The sequence below is a fragment of the Actinoallomurus spadix genome, assembly GCF_024055725.1.
Classification (GTDB): Bacteria; Actinomycetota; Actinomycetes; order Streptosporangiales; family Streptosporangiaceae; genus Actinoallomurus; species Actinoallomurus spadix.
In genome coordinates, this window is the sequence record NZ_JAMXMX010000037.1 from 1 (window position 1) to 15870 (window position 15870).

Annotated in this window: 12 protein-coding genes; 5 read left to right on the forward strand and 7 right to left on the reverse strand. The window is 70.7% G+C overall.

Going from position 1 to position 15870, the window contains the following annotated elements:
* Positions 1-53: 53 nt before the first annotated feature.
* Together NE235_RS34190 and NE235_RS34195 are read right to left on the reverse strand one after the other, a co-directional pair.
* Positions 54-236: a hypothetical protein gene (locus NE235_RS34190; RefSeq protein WP_252810508.1), complete on the reverse strand. Its 183-nt coding sequence runs from the start codon at positions 234-236 to the stop codon at positions 54-56.
* Positions 237-292: 56 nt separating this feature from the next.
* Positions 293-2077, reverse strand: a complete 1785-nt coding sequence (locus NE235_RS34195; RefSeq protein ID WP_252810510.1) for a thiamine pyrophosphate-requiring protein — start codon at positions 2075-2077, stop codon at positions 293-295.
* Between the two features lie 80 nt (positions 2078-2157).
* On the opposite strand from NE235_RS34195, the gene NE235_RS34200 reads away from it, so the two are divergent.
* Positions 2158-5040, forward strand: a complete 2883-nt coding sequence (locus NE235_RS34200) for an FAD-binding and (Fe-S)-binding domain-containing protein (RefSeq protein WP_252810512.1) — start codon at positions 2158-2160, stop codon at positions 5038-5040.
* Positions 5037-6107, forward strand: a complete 1071-nt coding sequence (locus NE235_RS34205) for an enolase C-terminal domain-like protein (RefSeq protein ID WP_252810514.1) — start codon at positions 5037-5039, stop codon at positions 6105-6107. The genes NE235_RS34200 and NE235_RS34205 overlap by 4 nt, the downstream gene beginning before the upstream one ends.
* Positions 6108-6113: 6 nt before the next feature.
* On the opposite strand, the gene NE235_RS34210 is transcribed toward NE235_RS34205, so the two are convergent.
* Complete coding sequence (locus tag NE235_RS34210; RefSeq protein WP_252810516.1) at positions 6114-6476, reverse strand: hypothetical protein; 363 nt, start codon at positions 6474-6476, stop codon at positions 6114-6116.
* A gap of 377 nt (positions 6477-6853) precedes the next feature.
* Here NE235_RS34210 and NE235_RS34215 point away from each other — a divergent pair, with 377 nt between their 5' ends.
* The gene (locus NE235_RS34215) at positions 6854-7765 is read left to right on the forward strand and encodes a hypothetical protein (protein WP_252810518.1); all 912 of its coding nucleotides are present in this window, start codon (positions 6854-6856) and stop codon (positions 7763-7765) included.
* A gap of 198 nt (positions 7766-7963) precedes the next feature.
* Here NE235_RS34215 and NE235_RS34220 read toward each other — a convergent pair whose 3' ends face one another.
* On the reverse strand, positions 7964-9976 hold the full coding sequence (locus NE235_RS34220) for a S53 family peptidase (RefSeq protein WP_252810520.1): 2013 nt from the start codon (positions 9974-9976) through the stop codon (positions 7964-7966).
* Positions 9977-10179: 203 nt separating this feature from the next.
* Here NE235_RS34220 and ctaD point away from each other — a divergent pair, with 203 nt between their 5' ends.
* On the forward strand, positions 10180-11856 hold the full coding sequence (gene ctaD / locus NE235_RS34225) for an aa3-type cytochrome oxidase subunit I (protein ID WP_252810522.1): 1677 nt from the start codon (positions 10180-10182) through the stop codon (positions 11854-11856).
* A 135-nt stretch (positions 11857-11991) separates the two neighbouring features.
* Here ctaD and NE235_RS34230 read toward each other — a convergent pair whose 3' ends face one another.
* The 3 genes from NE235_RS34230 to NE235_RS34240 are packed head-to-tail and all read right to left on the reverse strand — an operon-like array spanning position 11992 to position 14477.
* Positions 11992-12813, reverse strand: a complete 822-nt coding sequence (locus NE235_RS34230; protein ID WP_252810523.1) for an SDR family NAD(P)-dependent oxidoreductase — start codon at positions 12811-12813, stop codon at positions 11992-11994.
* Positions 12814-12832: 19 nt separating this feature from the next.
* Entirely contained in the window at positions 12833-13828 is a 996-nt protein-coding gene (locus NE235_RS34235) for an AurF N-oxygenase family protein (protein WP_252810525.1), read from the reverse strand.
* 10 nt (positions 13829-13838) lie between these two features.
* The gene (locus NE235_RS34240) at positions 13839-14477 is read right to left on the reverse strand and encodes a TetR/AcrR family transcriptional regulator (RefSeq protein WP_252810527.1); all 639 of its coding nucleotides are present in this window, start codon (positions 14475-14477) and stop codon (positions 13839-13841) included.
* A gap of 162 nt (positions 14478-14639) precedes the next feature.
* Here NE235_RS34240 and NE235_RS34245 point away from each other — a divergent pair, with 162 nt between their 5' ends.
* Positions 14640-15851, forward strand: coding sequence for a pyridoxal phosphate-dependent aminotransferase (locus NE235_RS34245; protein ID WP_252810529.1), 1212 nt, complete (start codon positions 14640-14642; stop codon positions 15849-15851).
* Positions 15852-15870: the final 19 nt, after the last annotated feature.

The window sequence follows — 15870 nt, forward strand, 5'->3', positions numbered from 1 at the left end:
CGTTCATCGCGGTGCCGGTGGTCGCCGGAGAGCGGGCGTTCGGGTGGCTCGGGTCAGCGCGGAGAGACGTCCTCGTCGTCCTCGGCCTTGCCCTGTTCGCGCTGCTCGCGCACGAAGGCGTCCTGGGTCGAGTCGTAGCCGCGTCCGACGTGCTCGGCGGCCTGCTCCGACAGGCGCGCGGCGTCGTCCTCCTGCCGGGCGCCCTCCGGGTCGCGCGGCTCGTGCCGAGAGTCCATGAGTACCTCCACGGGTCGGTGGTGTGGTCGTCCGGATCGGTGCCCCGCCCCGCGGGTCAGCGGTGGATGAGCTCCTGCATCTTGGTCTTGATGCCCTTCTTGACGATGCCGACCCGATCGGGGTCGCCCTTCAGCACCGCCTCGGTCATGTCCTTGATCTGGGAGAACTCCGCGTGCGGCGGGATCGGCGGGATGTCGGGGTCGCATCGGACGTCGAGGACGACCGGTCCGTCCGCGCTCAGCGCGCGGTCCCAGGCGGGCCCGATCTCATCGGGCTTGTCGACGTGGATCCCCTCCAGGCCGACCATCTTCGCGAACCCGGCGTAGGAGACCTCGGGCAGCGCCTGCGACTCCACGAACTTCGGGGCCCCGCCCATCGCCCGCAGCTCCCAGGTGACCTGGTTCAGATCGTTGTTGTGCAGCACGGCGACGATCAGCCGCCGGTCCTCCCACAGGTCGGCGTAGCGGCGGATCGTGATCAGCTCCGCCATGCCGTTCATCTGCATGGCGCCGTCGCCGACGAACGCGATCGCCGGCCGGTCGGGGTGGGCGAACTTCGCGCCGATGGCGTACGGCACGCCCGGGCCCATGGTGGCCAGCGTGCCGGACAGCGTGCCGCGGACGCCCGACGGCAGCCGCAGGTCGCGGGCGTACCAGTTCGCCGCCGACCCGGAGTCGGCGGTCAGGATGGCGTCCTTGGGCAGCCGCTCGTTCAGCTCGTAGAACAGCCGCATCGGGTTGATCGGATCGGCCTCGACCATGGCCTCGCGCTGGACGGTCTCCCACCAGCGCTCGATGTTCTTCTCGACCTTCTTGCGCCAGGACCGGTTCTTGTTCTTCTTCAGCAGCGGGATGAGCCGCCGCAGCGTCTCGGCCGCGTCACCGACCAGGTTGACCTCGGTCGGGTAGCGCATCCCGATCAGCTTGCCGTCGACGTCGATCTGCACGGCGCGCGCCTGCCCGAACTCAGGGAGGAACTGCGTGTACGGGAAGTTCGACCCGACGATGAGCAGCGTGTCGCAGTCGCGCATCATCTCGTACGACGGCCGGGTGCCGAGCAGGCCGATGGAGCCGGTGACGTACGGCAGGGTGTCCGGCAGGACGTCCTTGCCGAGCAGCGCCTTGGCCACGCCGGCGCCGGTCAGCTCGGCGACCTCGTGCACCTCGGCGGCGGCCCTGCGGGCGCCCTGCCCGATGAGGATGGCGACGCGCTCTCCGGCGTTCAGGACCTCCGCCGCCCGCTCGATCTCCTGCGGCGGCGCGACGGTGACCGGCGGCGTGTACCCCGGCGCGCTGGATGGGACGTTCTTGAACGCGTGCGCGGGCGGCGTGTACTCCTCCTCCTGCAGGTCCGACGGGATGATGATGGCCGTCGGAGCCCGCTCGTCCAGGGCGATCCGGATCGCGCGGTCCAGCAGGTTCGGGAACTGCGACGGAACGGTCGCCATCTGCACGTAGTCGCTGGCCACGTCCTTGAACAGCGACAGCAGGTCGACCTCCTGCTGGTAGTTGCCGCCCATCGCGGACCGGGCGGTCTGCCCGACGATCGCCACCACCGGGACGTGGTCGAGCTTGGCGTCGTACAGGCCGTTCAGCAGGTGAATGGCGCCCGGACCGCTGGTCGCCGTGCAGATGGCGGGCCTACCGCTCATCTTGGCGTACCCGACGGCCTCGAAGGCGGCCATCTCCTCGTGGCGGGCCTGGATGAACTTGGGATCGTCGTCCGCCCGCTCGAGGGCGGCGATGATGCCGTTGATACCGTCTCCCGGATACCCGAAGAGGTACTCCACGCCCCACTCGCGGAGGCGCTCCAGCAGGTGGTCGGCGACAGTGCGCGTCATCTCTCCTCCTCGTGCGGTTACGAAGGTTGCCGTTCCCGGCGCACGCGGTTGAAACCTGCTCTGCGGGTAACCGGACTCCTATGAGCCTTCAGCGAGATCTCGAAGCGCGGGTCGACGGGGAGGTCAGGTTCGACGCGGGCTCGCGCGCGGCGTACTCACATGACTCGTCGAATTACCGGCAGACGCCGATCGGGGTGGTGGTGCCCCACAATGTCGACGCCGCCGTCGAGGCGGTCCGGGTCTGCCGGGAGCATGACGCGCCGGTGTTCTCGCGGGGCGGCGGGACCAGCCTGGCCGGAGAGTGCTGCAACGAGGGCGTGGTCATCGACTGGTCCAAGTACTGCAACAACCTCATCCGGCTCGACGAGGACCGGCGCCGCGCGCTCGTGCAGCCGGGCATCTGCCTGGACGACCTGAACGACCTGCTGGCCCCGCACGGGCTGCAGGTCGGGCCGAAGCCGTCCACCCACGACACGTGCACGATCGGCGGGATGATCGGCAACAACTCGTGCGGCGCGACCGCGCAGGCGTACGGCAAGATGGCCGACTCGGTGATCCGCCTGGAGGTGCTGACCTACGACGGCGTCCGGATGTGGGTCGGGGAGACCTCCGACGAGGAGTACGAGAAGATCCTCGCCGAGGGCGGCCGGCGCGCCGAGATCTACCGGGCGATGCGCGGGCTCATCGACGACAATCTCGCCCTGATCCGCACGCGGTACCCCGACATCCCGCGCCGCATCTCCGGCTACAACCTCGACTCCCTGCTCCCGGAGAACCACTTCAACGTGGCGCGGGCGCTCGTCGGCAGCGAGTCGACGCTGGTCACCGTGCTGCACGCGGAGATCGAGCTGTTCCCGGTGCCGAACCACCAGACGCTCGCCGTTCTGGGGTACCCCGACATCTTCCGGGCCGGCGACGCGGTCACCAGGGTCGCGAGCTACAAGCCGCTCGCGCTGGAGGGCCTCGACGAGACGCTGATCGACATCGCCCGCGCCGAGAACGTCGCGGGCAAGCAGGCCCTGGGAGGGCTGCCCGAGGGATCGGGCTGGCTCATGGTCCGCTTCGGCGGCGACACCCGGGAGGAGGCCGACGAGCGCGCGGAGCGCATGATCAGGGACCTGAAGGGGACCGAGCACGATCCGCACGTGGCCTTCCTGGACGACCCCGGCGAGGAGGAGCGCCTGTGGAAGATCCGCGAGGCGGGCCTCGGCGCGACCGCGTACCCGCCGGGCCACCCCGACACCCATGAGGGCTGGGAGGACGCCGCGGTCCCGCCCGACCGGCTCGGCGACTACCTGCGCGACTTCCGGGCCCTGCTGAACGAGTTCGACTACGGGCAGGCGTCGCTGTACGGCCACTTCGGGCAGGGCTGCGTGCACACCCGCATCGCCTTCGACCTGGAGGACCCGGACGGGGTCGGGAAGTACCGCCGGTTCGTCGAGCGGGCGGCCCGGCTGGTGGCCTCCTACGGCGGGTCGCTGTCCGGTGAGCACGGCGACGGCCAGTCCCGCGCCGAACTCCTGCCGATCATGTTCGGCGACGAGGTCGTGGCGCTGTTCGGCCGGTACAAGCGGATCTTCGACCCCGGCGACCGGATGAACCCGGGCAAGGTCGCGGCCCCGCCCGGCCGGCGCGTGCACCGGCTCGACGAGAACCTCGACCACCTGGACTACAACCCGCGCGAGCCACGGACCCACTTCTCGTACCCGGAGGACCACCACCGGTTCACCCACGCCGCCGCCCGGTGCGTCGGCATCGGCAAGTGCCGGTCGTCATCCGGCGGCGTGATGTGCCCGAGCTACCGGGTGACCCGCGAGGAGGAGCACTCCACGCGGGGCCGCGCGCGCGTCCTCATGGAGATGATGCGCGGCGAGACGATCACCGACGGCTGGCGGTCCGAGGACGTCAACGACGCCCTGGACCTGTGCCTGGCCTGCAAGGGCTGCCGCGGCGAGTGCCCCGTCCACGTCGACATGGCGACCTACAAGGCGGAGTTCCTGTCCCACCACTACCGGTGGCGGATCCGGCCGCGCGAGCACTACTCGATGGGCTGGCTGCCTCTGTCGGCGCGGCTGGCCGCGGCGGCGCCGGGCCTGGTCAACAAGGTCACGCACGCCCCCGGCCTGAACCGGGTCGTCAAGTGGGCCGGCGGCGTCGACCGGCGCCGTGACCTGCCGCACTTCGCCGGGGAGCGCTTCACCGACTGGTTCGCCCGGCGCGGATCCCAGGGGGACGGCGACCCGGTCGTGCTGTGGCCGGACACCTTCACGAACAACTTCCACCCCGACGCAGGCAAGGCCGCCGTCCGCGTGCTGGAGGCCGCCGGGTTCCGCGTCGAGGTGCCACCCGTCCCGCTCTGCTGCGGGCTGACGTGGATCTCCACGGGTCAGCTCGGCACGGCCGCGCGCGTGCTGCGCCGTACGGTCCGCGCCCTCGCGCCACGGCTGCGCCGGGGCGTGCCCGTCATCGGCCTGGAGCCGAGCTGCACGGCGGTCTTCCGTTCCGACGCTCCGGAGCTGCTGGACGGCGAGCCGGTGGCCGAGGACGTGCGGCTGCTGGCGAAGCGGACGCACTCGCTGTCGGAGTTCCTTCTCGACCGGGCGCCGGGGTTCGTCACCGCGCCGCTGCCCGGAACCGGGGTCCACGCCATCGCCCAGCCGCACTGCCACCAGCACGCCATCTGGGGGTTCGACGCCGACGGCGAGCTGCTGGCCCGCGCCGGGATCCAGGCCGAGGTCCTCGACGAGGGCTGCTGCGGCCTCGCCGGCAACTTCGGCTTCGAGCGCGGCCACTACGAGGTGTCCGTCGGCGTCGGCGAGCTGGGCGTGCTGCCCGCCGTACGGAAGGCGCCGGACGGCACCCGGATCCTCGCCGACGGCTTCTCCTGCCGGACCCAGATCGAGCAGCGGACCGACGCCCGGCCCGTCCACCTCGCCGAGCTCCTGGCCGAGGTGCTCACATGATCCGGCTCACGGCCGCCGCGTACACGATCCCGACCGACGGGCCCGAGGCCGACGGCACCCTGGAGTGGACCTCCACGACCATGGTGCTCGTCGAGGCCCGCGCGGACGGCCGCTCCGGCCTCGGCTGGACGTACGGCCCGGCCGCCATCGCCGACCTCGTGACCTCCGAGCTGGCGCCGGTGGTGACCGAGGACGTCCAGGGGTCGCACGAGGAGATGTGCCGGGCGGTCCGCAACGCCGGGCGGCCCGGGATCTGCTCCATGGCGATCTCCGCGGTCGACTGCGCGCTGTGGGACCTGCGCGCCCGCACCCTCGGGCTCCCGCTGCACCGGCTCCTCGGCGCCGTGCGCACCGAGGTGCCGGTGTACGGCTCCGGCGGTTTCACCACGTACGACGCGGCCCGGACGCGGGAGCAGCTCGGCCACTGGGCGGGGGACCTCGGCATCCCCCGGGTGAAGATCAAGATCGGTGAGTCGTGGGGGACCGACGAGAGCCGCGACCTGCGGCGCCTCGAACTCGCCCGGGAGGTCATCGGCGGCGGCGTGGAGCTGTACGCCGACGCCAACGGCGCCTACTCCGCGAAACAGGCGATCCGCGTCGCCCACCGGGCCGCCGACGTGGACCTGCGGTGGTTCGAGGAGCCCGTCACCTCCGACGACCTGCCCGGTCTGCGGGAGGTCCGCCGGGAGGTCGAGTGCGAGGTGGCCGCCGGGGAGTACGGCTACGACCTGCCGTACTTCACCCGGCTGATCGACGCCGTGGACTGCCCGCAGGCCGACGTCACCCGCGTCGGGGGCATCACCGAATTCCTGCGGGTGGCCGGTCTCGCCCGCGCGCACGGCAAGGACCTGTCGGCGCACTGCGCGCCGCACCTGCACGCGGCGGTGATGGCGGCGATCCCGAACGCCCGGCACATCGAGTGGTTCCACGACCACGTGCGGATCGAGTCGATGCTGTTCGACGGCGCCCTGTCGCCGAAGGGCGGCCGCGTCCGCCCGCGCGAGGACGCGCCGGGCCTCGGACTGTCCTTCAAGCACGCCGACGCCGAGCGCTACCGGGTCCGGTGACCCCGGTCAGGTGGCGGAGGGCAGGGCGACCACGGTGCGGATGCGCCGTGCCACCTCGGTGATCTCCTCGACCGGCCGGATCGGCTCGGACTCGTGCCCGTCGCGGCCGGGGTCGGTCCACACCCAGCACCACCAGAGCCGGCCGTCGTGGGACTCGATCGTGACGGACTGAGTGAGCGGCTCGGCGGGCGCGAGGAGCGCGGCGAGCCGGTCACCGTCCTGCTCCTCGGGCGCGGGCGGCTCCCCGCTCACCGCCAGGGTCAGGGGCCCGGTCGGCACGACATGCAGCCCGAGCCCGGTCACCGCGTCGGCGAGGGCGCGTAGTGCGTGTTCGAGGGTTTCGCGGTGGGGAGTGGGACATGCGCCCATCGGAGTTCCCTTCCGGAATCACCGTGTTCGAACAGGTCATCGACCCATGCTGTTTCGACCGGTCAATGACGGTGTTGCGAACGTCCGCTGTGTGCTTTAAATGATGCACGCCTTCCGTATGGCGACGGTAGCCGGGTGAGTGCGTTGCGCACTACTCTGCGAATATGGACGGTCACGGTCTCCCGGAGGCGCTTCGTTCCATCATGGGGCTGCACGGCTGGTCGCAGCTCGATCTCGCTCGTGAGCTGGGAGTATCGCAGAGTTGGGTGTCCCAGGCTTCCCGCGGGATGCGCGATCCTGGTATCGGCCGTACGGAACGGCTGCTGAGTCGCATAGGTTGGGAAGTACGCATATCGCCCATTTCGGAGGACGATCCCGTGAGGCGCAGAGAGTTCGTCGCAGCGGCCGCATCCATCACGTTCGTTCCCTCTCCGAAGGTCGGTCCCTACCAGGATCCCGGCTACGTACGGCAACTCGCCGAACGCCTCGCGCACGACCGTTATCAGCAGGGCGGAGCCCCGGTCGTCTCCGCGGCGCTGCGCCATCTCCGCAAGGTCGGGCCGGCCGTCCACGGCACCGATCGGGCGCTCCAGGAGGCGTCCTCCGACCTCGCCTGCGAGGCCGCGCGCGTGCTGTACGACTCCCGGCGCTACTCGGCGGCCGAGCGGACCGGGGTCTTCGCCCTCGCCCTGGCCCGGCGCTCCGCCAGCATCCGCGCCCAGGCCGACGCGTACAGCACGCTGAGCCGCATCAACATCGACCAGCGGCGGGGCGACCGCGGCGCGATGTACGCGCGGCTCGGCCTGCGGCTCGGCGATCTCCCACCGGCCCGCCGGGCGTGGCTGCGACTGCGGCTCGGGCGCTCCCTTGCACTGCTGCCCGGGCAGGAGCGCGCGGCGCGGGAGGTGCTGGAGGAGGCCCTGACGGCCGGCGGCCTGCCCACCTACGAGACCGCCGACATGCTGGGCAACGTCGGGGTCGCCATGCTCGGGATGCGCGAGCACGACGACGCCCGATCGGCCATCGCCGAGGCCGTCCGCCTCGGCGCGCAGTGCTCCACGCTCCTGTTCGTCGCCTACCAGGCGTGGGAGGTCGAGGCGGCGCTCCGGGCGGGCGACACGCCGATGGCCGCCGACCGCATGACCGCGCTGGCCCGCATCGCGCCGCTCATCTCCTCCGCGCGGGTGGGCACCCACATCGCCGACGTCTACCGGCTGTCCGGCCGCTGGGCCGGCGCTCCGGAGATGCACGACGCCCGCGAGCACCTCCGCTCCGTCATCCGCGCCTGAGCGCGACCCGGACGAAGTCCCGAGTCCGATCGACCACTTCGACGCCGGTGGTGACGTAGCAGGCCGGGTGAATCGGACACGCTCCGTCAACGGCGACGGCGACCATGCCGATGGCATCCAGCCGACGCGACAGGGGGCCGGGTGCGCGAACGCACCCGGCCCCCGCTTCGCCGGCCGGTCACGGCCGGCGGCGAGCCGTCAGAACCGGTACGACAGCAGGTACTTCGCCGTCGGGGTGCCGACGCCGGTGATGCTGTCGTAGCCGCGGACCGCGGGCAACGCGTCACCCTTGGGGATGCCGTAGTTGCCGGTGGTGCGCAGCACGTAGACCAGCGGGCCCTGCTTGAGGTACGGGTTCGTGTAGTTCGTCCGCACGAACGCCACCGGGTTGTTCTTCCCGAGCGGGGTGTCGGTCACGTCGTGGAGGAGGCCCTTGCCCGCCCGCAGGTAGATCGCCGGGTTGGCGAAACCGATCGGCGCGCCGCCCTGACGCTGCTGGGCGAGCGCCTGCAGGCCGGCGATGACCGGGCAGGCGAGGCTGGTGCCGCCCACACGGCTCTCCGCGTAGCCGTACGTCCCGTCCGGCAGCTCGGACCACGCCGGGTACCGGATGCCGGTGGTCGAGTCCGCCACGGCCGCGATGTCCGGGATGACGCGCATCGGCTTGGCCGCCTTCGAGCCGTTCGGCAGCGTACGGCTCAGCGACGACGGCACGACCGCCCGCTGGTAGCCGGGCTGGGTGAACAGCTCGCTGGTGCCGCCGCCGGAGCCGCCCGCGTAGTTGTCCGGGTAGTGGCCGGGAGGCGCCGGGTCCCACTTCTTGCCGTCCGCGGACAGACTGTCGGTGGTGAAGTTCCAGCCGGTCTCGAACTTGTAGTCGTTGCGCTTGCCGACCGCCAGGGTCGTGCCGCCGACCGCGGTCACCCACGGGTCGGAGGCGGGCATGTCGGTCTGGCGCCTCGTCGAGCCGTAGTCGCCGTAGCGCGCCTGGCACGGCGTGCCCGGCACCTCGTAGCCGCAGTCACCGGTGGAGAAGTAGAAGCCGATGCCCTCGATGGCGCCCTGCTTGTAGATCGACTCTTCCGCGTCGATCATCGCCTGCGTGTAGTGCTCCGACAGGTCGCCCCAGGAGTTGCTGACGATGTCGGCCAGGTGATGGTCGACGATGTTCAGCATGGCGTCGTCGAGGCCGGTGTCGAGGCAGTTCTGCGCGCCCGCGTACACGACCTTGGCCTTGGGCGCCACCGCGTGCACGGCCGTGACGTCCAGGGCCTCCTCGCCGTACCAGCCGGCCGCGCCGCACTCCTCGGTGTAGTCGAACGTCGCGGGCAGCACCTCGCGGTACTGGCCCTTGGCGAACGGCTGCTCACCGTACTTCTTGGAGAAGATGTTCGAGACCTCGAGCATCTTCGGCGCGGCGTAGGCGTCGACGATCGCGACCGTCGCGCCCTTGCCGGTCAGGCCGCTCGACGTGGCGCCGTACGCGCCGCGCAGCTGTTTGGGCAGCAGGCCGCACATCGCGTACGGCTGGTGCTTGCCGTACGCCTTGGGCTGCTCGGTGGCGATCTTCTGGCCGTAGTACTGCTCGCACGGCTGGGCGACCCAGTAGTTCTGCTCGGGCGGGGGCAGCGTGTCGCTGTGGACCCGGACGTGCTTGGCGCCGTCCAGGCCGGTGATCGTGCGCACGGCCGAGGCGACCGAGGCGGGGACGGTCGCCTCACCGGCGGGCGCCCGCACGATCGTGCGCTGGGCGGCGTAGTCGTGGAAGTCGGTGGCGAACGCCTTCTTCGCGTCGGCGACGCGCCCGGTGACGTGGATGTAGTGGCTGTTGACCGCGTCGACCGTCAGGCCCGCGGACGTCAGCCAGGACCGCACGGCGTTCTTCTGCGCGTCCGTGGGGCCGAAGAGCCTGTCGAAGTCGGCGGGACTGAGGAACTTGCGGTACAGCGGGCCGCCGGGCGTGGAGACCGCCTGGGCGTAGGCGTCGAGACCCTTGGGGTCCTTGCCGGCCAGCCAGATCCTCGCGTCCAGCCGCTGCGCGTCGTTGGTCTTGCCGCGGTCGGCGGAGGCACGGGCCCACGTGGGGCGGGTGCCGGCGACCGGTCTGCGGTCGTTCGCCTGTGCCGTGGTCGTGGCCGCCAGGCCCGCCGCGAGGAGCGGCAGGGCCACGGCCGCGGCCGTCAGCACGCGGCGTCGTCCGTCTCGGGACATCCACCAGTCCTTTCGTGAGCGGCGTAGGGGAACGCCGCGTCGCGAGGATTTCGGTGGGGCCCGTGTTAATCAAGAGTCGTTATGAAATAGATGCTCAAATCGGGAACTGGGGGCCACAATTGGACATCCAGCGCCGCTCTTGCGGATGGCGGACCGACCGCTGATAGTGGAAGGCGGCGGTGCATGAGGGCAGGGGAGACCTCATGGTCCTACTCGGGCGTACGCCTCCGGCCGCGGCTGAACCGTCCCAGCCCCGTTCCAAGGGGCAGACCCTCGTCAACTGGGTGTCGTCGACCGATCACAAGGTGATCGGTTATCTGTATCTGACCACTTCTTTCATCTTCTTCCTGATCGCCGGGCTGATGGCGATGCTCATCCGCGCCGAGCTCATGCACCCCGGCCGGCAGTTCGTGAGCAACCAGGAGTACAACACGCTGTTCACCCTGCACGGCACGATCATGCTGCTGCTGTTCGCCACCCCGCTGTTCGCCGGGTTCGCCAACGTGATGATGCCGCTGCAGATCGGGTCGCCGGACGTCGCGTTCCCACGGCTGAACATGTTCAGCTACTGGGTGTTCCTCTTCGGCGGGCTCATGGTGCTGGCGTCCGGGTTCATCCCGAACGGGCCGGCGGACTTCGGCTGGTACGCCTACGCGCCGTTGAACAGCGTCGTGCGCACCCCTGGCATCGGGCCCGATCTGTGGATCATGGGGCTCGTCCTGTCCGGGCTCGGCACCATCCTGACCTCGGTCAACTTCATAACGACGATCATCTGCATGCGGGCGCCGGGCATGACGATGTTCCGAATGCCGATCTTCACGTGGAACATCCTGTTCACCGCCATCCTCGTCCTGCTGGCCTTCCCCGTCCTGGCGGCGGCACTGCTCGTGCTGTTCGCGGACCGCAAGCTCGGCGCGCACGTGTTCGACCCGCAGGTCAACGGCGCCATGCTCTGGCAGCACCTGTTCTGGTGGTTCGGCCATCCGGAGGTCTACATCGTCGCGTTGCCGTTCTTCGGCATCGTGACCGAGATCATCCCGGTCTTCGCCCGTAAGCCGCTGTTCGGGTACGTCGGCATGGTCGGCGCGACGATGTCGATCACCGGGCTGTCGGCGGTGGTGTGGGCGCACCACATGTTCCCAACCGGGCAGGTGCTGCTGCCGTTCTTCTCCTTCATGACGTACCTGATCGCCATCCCGACCGGAGTGAAGTTCTTCAACTGGGTCGGGTCGATGTGGCGGGGACACCTGTCCTTCCAGTCGCCGATGCTGTGGGCGATCGGGTTCCTCGTCACGTTCCTGTTCGGCGGCCTGACCGGCGTGATCCTCGCGTCACCGCCGCTGGACTTCCACGTCAACGACTCCTACTTCGTCGTGGCGCACTTCCACTACGTGCTGTTCGGCACGGTGGTCTTCGCGATGTTCGCCGGGTTCTACTACTGGTGGCCGAAGATGACGGGGAGGATGCTCAACGACCTGCTCGGGAAGATCCACTTCTGGATGCTGTTCATCGGGTTCCACACGACGTTCCTGATCCAGCACTGGCTCGGCGCGGAGGGCATGCCGCGCCGCTACGCCGACTACCCCCGGGCCTTCACCCTGCTGAACCTGATCTCCACCCTCGGCGCGTTCCTGCTGGGGGCCTCGACGCTCGTGTTCATCTACAACGTGTACCTGACCTGGCGGAAGGCGCCGCGCGTCGGAGTCGACGACCCCTGGGGCTTCGGCAACTCCCTCGAGTGGGCGACGTCCTGCCCACCGCCGCGGCACAACTTCACCTCGATCCCGCGGATCCGCTCCGAGCGGCCGGCGTTCGACCTGCACTATCCGCGCCTGCCGACCACGCCGACCGAGGAGCTCCCGGCCGGGCGCCGGGAGTGAGCGGCGCTCCCGTACGGCCCCGGGAGCGACGGCCTCTCCCGTACGCCCCCGGTGCGGGCGGCCGACCGCCGGCAGATGGACGACCGGCGGCGGGCCGTGCCCGGGACCGGGGCCCGTACGCGGCGCGGGCCGCCGTCAGCCGCCGAGCCGGCGCATGCGCCGCACGCTCAGGCCCGCGATGCGGACCGCCGCCCGCGGCGACAGCCGCGCGCCCCGCCAGGCCGCCCGGCCCGACGCCGGCGCCACGATGAGCGCGTCGTTCCGGTCGATCCCGCGCAGCACGTCGCGGGCCAGCGCGGAGGCGGAGTAGAGCCGGCGCTGCACCTGCTGCGCCGCCCGCCGGGCGTTCCTGCCGGTCTCGGTCGCCGGCAGGCCCGGGTTGGCGTTGTCGAGCAAGGGCGTGTCGACGAATCCCGGGCAGATCACGCTCACCCGCACGCCCCGGCTCGCCGCCTCCGCGCGCAGCGCCAGGCTCATCCCGACGACCGCGTGCTTGGTGGTCGTGTAGGGCAGCATCAGCGGCGCGGGCACGAGGCCGGCCAGCGACGCGGTGTTGACGATGTGCCCGTACCCCTGCTCCAGCATGATCGGGTACGCCGCGTGGACGCCGTGGACGACGCCCCGCAGGTTGACGTCGATCGTGCGGTTCCAGTGGTCGAGGGTCATCTCCTCGGTGAGGCCGCCGACGGCGATGCCGGCGTTGTTGAAGACGAGGTCGAGGCGGCCGTGCTCCTCCCGGACCGACCGGTAGAGCGCGGCGACCGCGTCGGCGTCGGTCACGTCCAGGGCGGCGGCCGTGGCGGGCGCGCGCTCGGACAGCCGGGCCGCGACCTTCTCGGCCCCGGCGACGTCGATGTCGGCGACGGTCACGATGTCACCGCGCGCCGCGAGGGCGGCCGCGATGGCCCGGCCGATGCCGGAGGCTCCGCCGGTGACGATGGCGATCCGGGAGGACATGCGGGCTCCTTGGGAGTTCTCAGCGGGCGGCTCGGGCCCGGCGCGGTTTCGGGGTGTCCCAGAGCCCGACGGCCTTCCAGACCCGTACGCTGACGGGGTCGAGCAGGTCGAGCTCGGCGGCGAGGTCGCGGATCTTGGCGACGCAGTTCTTGAACTCCCCTGCCCAGGCGGCCGAGCCGTACGCCTCGCGCACGACCTCCTTCGGGATGCCGAAGTACTTCACCATCGGGCCCGGGGGAGCGAGCATGATCCGCGCCATCCGGCCGAGGACGAGCGGAGTGGCCACGGCCAGGGCCCGGCGGCGCGGGGCGGGCATCTCGGGCACGCGGTGGCGCAGGTAGTGGCGGGCGAACGAGATGTGCCGCGCCTCCTCCGCGATGTGGATCCGCATGATCGTGTCCTGCAGCGGGTGCAGGTCGTCGCCGCTCTTGATGGTCTTGCGCTGGACGTAGTCGATGGGGTCCTCGCCGCCCAGCACGAAGATGAAGAACAGCTCCGTCGAGATGCGCGGGATGTGCGGGAAGACCTGCGCCAGCAGGTCGAGGGCCTTGGGCATCCCGCGGATCGGCATCTTCGTCCGGTTGACGAACTCCTGGAACATCATGGCGTGCTGACATTCCTCGCTCGTCTCGTGCAGGACGTAGCGGAACTCCGGGGAGCCGTTCGGCAGCCGGTAGGCGTAGTTCAGCAGCCCGCGCTTGAGCAGGTTCTCGAACTGCAGGCCGATCTTCATCATGGTGGCCACGCGCCACAGCCCGATCCGGGACTGCACGCCCGGCGGCTGTGAGCGGTACCACTCCGTACGGCCGAGGGGGTCGACGGGCGGCAGGATCCAGCGGGGGTCGTCGGGGTCGACCGCGAAGTCCGGGTCGGCCCAGGGGATGTCGGCGTAGGCGTCCCAGTGCTTGTCGACCGATGCCTTCGACAGGCGCTCGATCACACCGGTGTAGGCCGCGCGGTCCTCGACCTTCGCGCGGATCTCCTCGTCCAGGGTCTTGCTCGGGGGATTGGACATGATCTCTCCCTCAGGCGGGATCGGGGATGAGCAGGCGGGCCAGCGCCTTGATGCGGCCGAGCACCGCCGCCTGGTGGCCGTGGGCGTCATCGTCCAGGGAGTGCTGCAACGTGAGCCCGACGAACATGGCGAACACCGCTCGGATGAGCGTCGCCGCGGTGTCCTCGTCCACCGACTCGGGGAACAGCCGATGGAACACCTCGAGGATGACCGCGATGATCCGCTCGTTGATGTCGATGCTCAGCTCGCGCAGCGTCACGTCGGTGCGCGCGGCCATCGCGAGCTCCATGAGGGCGAGCGCGGGTGCCTGGCGGAAGGTCTCCCACAGCAGGTCCAGCGCGCCCTCCACGTTGCGGCGCTCCGCCGGCAGCGCGGCGAACGCCCGCTCGAACGCGAGTCGCTGCCGCTCCAGGAGGTGCTCGAGCGCGGCCCCGACCAGCAGCATCTTGGTGGGGTAGTGATGCTGCTGGGCGCCCCGCGAGACGCCGGCACGGCGGGCGACCTCGGTCGTCGAGGTGCCCGACCAGCCCAGCTCGGCGAGGCACTCCACGGTGGCGTCCAGCAGGCGGGTCCGCGTCTCCGCCCGGCGCTCCTCTTGGGTGCGCGGGGCGCGGCGCGGGGCCTGCTCGTGACGTCGGCGGCTGCTCACTGACACATCTTCGACGGTAGGCGCGAGAAAACATGCAATCAAGACTGATTGTTTGTTGTCCCGGTCACATTGTTGGACGCCATGCCAATAACGGCGCGCGGGGCCCGCCGCGGCGGGGTAATCCCGGCGACGGGGCGGGGAAGACCCCGTTAGGGTGTCCCCATGCAGGTCAGCCAGTCGGACAAGCTCGCCAACGTCCTGTACGACATCCGGGGCCCGGTCCTCAAGCGGGCCATGCAGCTGGAGGCCCAGGGCAACCAGATCCTCAAGCTGCACATCGGCAACCCCGCCCCGTTCGGGTTCGAGGCGCCCGACGAGATCCTCCAGGACGTCATCCGCAACCTGCCGGCGGCGCACGGCTACAGCGACTCCAAGGGCATCCTGTCCGCCCGCCGGGCGGTCGTGCAGCACTACGAGCAGCAGGGTTTCCCCGGCGTCGGCGTCGACGACGTCTACCTCGGCAACGGCGTGTCCGAGCTGATCGTCATGGCCCTGCAGGCCCTGCTGAACAACGGCGACGAGGTGCTGATCCCGGCCCCGGACTACCCGCTGTGGACGGCGTCGGTCTCCCTCTGCGGCGGCACGCCGGTGCACTACCTCTGCGACGAGGACCAGAACTGGATGCCCGACCTCGAGGACATCGAGGCGAAGATCACCCCGGCCACCAAGGCCATCGTCATCATCAATCCGAACAACCCCACCGGCGCGGTGTACACGCGCGAGCTCCTGCAGGGCGTCGCCGAGCTCGCCCGGCGGCGGGGCCTGCTGATCCTCGCCGACGAGATCTACGACCGGATCCTGTACGACGGCGCCGAGCACGTCTCGATCGCGCCGCTCGCCCCGGACGTGCTGTCGCTGACCTTCTCCGGCCTGTCCAAGGCGTACCGCGTCTGCGGGTTCCGCTCCGGCTGGATGGTCGTCTCCGGGCCCAAGGACCACGCCGAGTCCTACATCGAGGGCCTGGACATGCTCGCCAACATGCGGCTGTGCCCGAACGTCCCGGGCCAGCACGCCATCCAGGCCGCGCTCGGCGGTCACCAGAGCATCAAGGACCTCGTCCTGCCCGGCGGCCGGCTGCGTGAGCAGCGCGACCGCGCCTGGCGGCTGCTCAACGAGATCCCCGGTGTCAGCTGCGTCAAGCCCTCCGGCGCGCTGTACGCCTTCCCGCGGCTGGATCCCGAGGTCTACCCCATCGAGGACGACCAGCGCTTCGTGCTGGACCTGCTGGAGAGCCGGCAGATCCTCGTCGTGCAGGGCACCGGCTTCAACTGGCCGTCCACCGACCACTTCCGGATCGTCACCCTGCAGCACGCGGACGACCTCGAGGAGGCGATCGGCAGGCTGGCCGAGTTCCTGGCCGCCCGCCGCGCCTGACCCTCCCCGCCGCCGGTGC

Excerpts from the sequence above, each read along its gene's own strand:
- NE235_RS34230 (WP_252810523.1), bottom strand. The coding sequence starts at position 12,813 with ATGTCCTCCCGGATCGCCATCGTCACCGGCGGAGCCTCCGGCATCGGC.
- ctaD (WP_252810522.1), top strand. The coding sequence starts at position 10,180 with ATGGTCCTACTCGGGCGTACGCCTCCGGCCGCGGCTGAACCGTCCCAG.
- NE235_RS34200 (WP_252810512.1), top strand. The coding sequence starts at position 2,158 with ATGAGCCTTCAGCGAGATCTCGAAGCGCGGGTCGACGGGGAGGTCAGG.
- NE235_RS34245 (WP_252810529.1), top strand. The coding sequence starts at position 14,640 with ATGCAGGTCAGCCAGTCGGACAAGCTCGCCAACGTCCTGTACGACATC.
- NE235_RS34190 (WP_252810508.1), bottom strand. The coding sequence starts at position 236 with ATGGACTCTCGGCACGAGCCGCGCGACCCGGAGGGCGCCCGGCAGGAG.
- NE235_RS34235 (WP_252810525.1), bottom strand. The coding sequence starts at position 13,828 with ATGTCCAATCCCCCGAGCAAGACCCTGGACGAGGAGATCCGCGCGAAG.
- NE235_RS34205 (WP_252810514.1), top strand. The coding sequence starts at position 5,037 with ATGATCCGGCTCACGGCCGCCGCGTACACGATCCCGACCGACGGGCCC.
- NE235_RS34220 (WP_252810520.1), bottom strand. The coding sequence starts at position 9,976 with ATGTCCCGAGACGGACGACGCCGCGTGCTGACGGCCGCGGCCGTGGCC.
- NE235_RS34210 (WP_252810516.1), bottom strand. The coding sequence starts at position 6,476 with ATGGGCGCATGTCCCACTCCCCACCGCGAAACCCTCGAACACGCACTA.
- NE235_RS34195 (WP_252810510.1), bottom strand. The coding sequence starts at position 2,077 with ATGACGCGCACTGTCGCCGACCACCTGCTGGAGCGCCTCCGCGAGTGG.